Source organism: Acinetobacter sp. MF4640, assembly GCF_002018895.1.
In the GTDB taxonomy this organism is placed as follows: Bacteria; Pseudomonadota; Gammaproteobacteria; order Pseudomonadales; family Moraxellaceae; genus Acinetobacter; species Acinetobacter johnsonii.
In genome coordinates this window covers 1-2,032 of sequence record NZ_MVOM01000114.1, presented here as the reverse complement: position 1 = coordinate 2,032, position 2,032 = coordinate 1, and the positions used below count along the sequence as shown (strand labels likewise).

The following is a 2,032-nucleotide window of genomic DNA, read 5'->3' as shown; positions in this document are numbered from 1 at the left end:
TGAGTTATTTTATAATCATCGAAGAATTCAAAAGGGTTTGGGTTTTAAGACACCAAATCAAATGGCCGAAGACTTTTATAAGTTGGCTGCCTAGAATCTCCCAAGGGAAAGTCTCCTGATAATTCAGCGTATATCAAATGTCTCATACAAAGCCTGTTGAACTGCATCCACACGTGTTTTACAGGCTTTATATGCAACCATAGACTCTTCAACGATTTTCATTAAATTGTCGATGTCTGGTTCTTCCTGCGACTCCAATAGCTCCGCATTCTTTTTAAGGACTTCATAGCCTTCCTTGAAAGAGAGTTCTTTTTTAATCATTACTAATTACCTTCGTTACATTTGCTTGAATGGTGCCATCCTGTAATTCTACTTGGACGTTATCACCTGAAATCTGTTGAATAGAGCGAATAGCTTTTCCTTCATTACGAACAATTCCGTAGCCTTTAGCCATCACGTTTCTTGGATTCTGGATTAAGGTTTCACGCATCAGTGATTCGACTTGATTCGTTGCCAGTTTGATCTGTTGCTGGGCTAAGTAATGTAGGGTGCTTCTCATCAAATCTACGCTCTTATTTGATTCATTGATTTGCCCATGCGCAAACGTCTTAATCATCCTCATGTATTGATCATTTTGGCTTTGGTACGCTGTGATTTGATGTTGGGATAATAGCTTAATGGTTTGGAATGAATCTAAGACATCCTGAGTCCGATCAGCAATTAGATTACGAATCCCACCAATTACCTTACTAGGTGTGTCAAATGAACGGTTTGCAACTTCATCTAGTATCGTACGATCTTTTTCGTGACCAATACCGACCCAAATTGGAACAGTTCGTTTGGCCAACAATGCTGCCAGTTCATAATCATTTAAATAGGCAAGGTCGTTTACAGCACCACCGCCGCGGATAATCACAATGAGATCAGGTGGTGTATTGAAATCGGTAGCCCATTGTCTGAGGCCATTACTGAGAGAGGTGATAATGCTTTGCGCAGCTATGTTCCCTTGGAATGTTGCTGAGTAGTACTTGAAATGACATACACCAGCTTTTTCTAAAGCATCAGCATCTTTTTTGAAGTCACCTAGACCTGCAGCATTTTCAGGAGCAATTACCAGGACATTCTGAATATCAAAAGGGGTAGGGATGAGCTTGTTTTTGTTTAATAGGCCTTCAGAGGTAAGTCTTTCTAAAATTTGTTGATAGCGCCGTGCAATGTCTCCAAGCGTATAGCTTGAATCAATATCTTCAACATTCACTGAAAAGCCATACTGAGGATCAAACTTGGCCCTGACTTTTACTAGGACATTTAAATCCTTTGAAAGCTCTACACCGCTTTCCCTTTCAAACTTAAGCACCATTTTCTGAGCTGTAAATTTCCAGATGGTCCCTTTGCAACTTGCTATAACTTTGTCGGTACTTTCATCCTTTTCAGCTAACTCAAGATAGTAATGTCCACCCTTAATATTGAGATTGCGGATCTCAGCTTTCACCCATACAGGCTCATTGAAAGCAATTTGAATTACTTCCTGTACTGTGGATAGGTAATCACTAAGAGAAAACTGAGGTTCGGACATTAGATCAATTATTTTAAGTGCTTAAGTGAATAGTATTAAAGCAAAGCTATAAGTGCAAATTGAGAATATGCTAACTTGACCTTGATCAAGGTATATGGCGTATTTCTGCTATAGTGGACGAAGTTATAGAAATTCACTTAATTACCGCAAAAAGCTCATCATTTGAAGGGCTTTTTTTTGTTTCTAAATAATTTGGAATAAAATGTGAATGAGATCTCAATATAAACCAAGTATATTATTTGGTATTAAGTTCTCCATGGTAGTTAATATCAGTTTATACCTGCACCTTCCCCAAGTTGCAGGTTTTTTTTCTTCATTTTTTGTGAGATTAGGGTGTGTTGACACTTTTAGCTTAAAAAAATAGCGAAGTAGTAAAATCAAATCGCCAAACCCAATTTTACTATTCGCTATGCCTCGTACCATGCTGACAGATCAACACTGGCAAAAGTTGAAAGT

At 38.3% G+C, this 2,032-nt stretch carries 2 protein-coding genes; both read right to left on the bottom strand.

The window, feature by feature from the left end; translation table 11 throughout:
* Positions 1 to 123: 123 nt before the first annotated feature.
* Positions 124 to 321 (bottom strand): exodeoxyribonuclease VII small subunit, encoded by a 198-nt coding sequence (xseB, locus tag MF4640_RS18605; RefSeq protein WP_078390489.1) that lies wholly within the window; start codon positions 319 to 321, stop codon positions 124 to 126.
* Entirely contained in the window at positions 314 to 1,576 is a 1,263-nt protein-coding gene (gene xseA, locus MF4640_RS18600) for an exodeoxyribonuclease VII large subunit (RefSeq protein ID WP_078390488.1), read from the bottom strand. Before xseA ends, xseB begins: the two co-directional genes overlap by 8 nt.
* Positions 1,577 to 2,032: the final 456 nt, after the last annotated feature.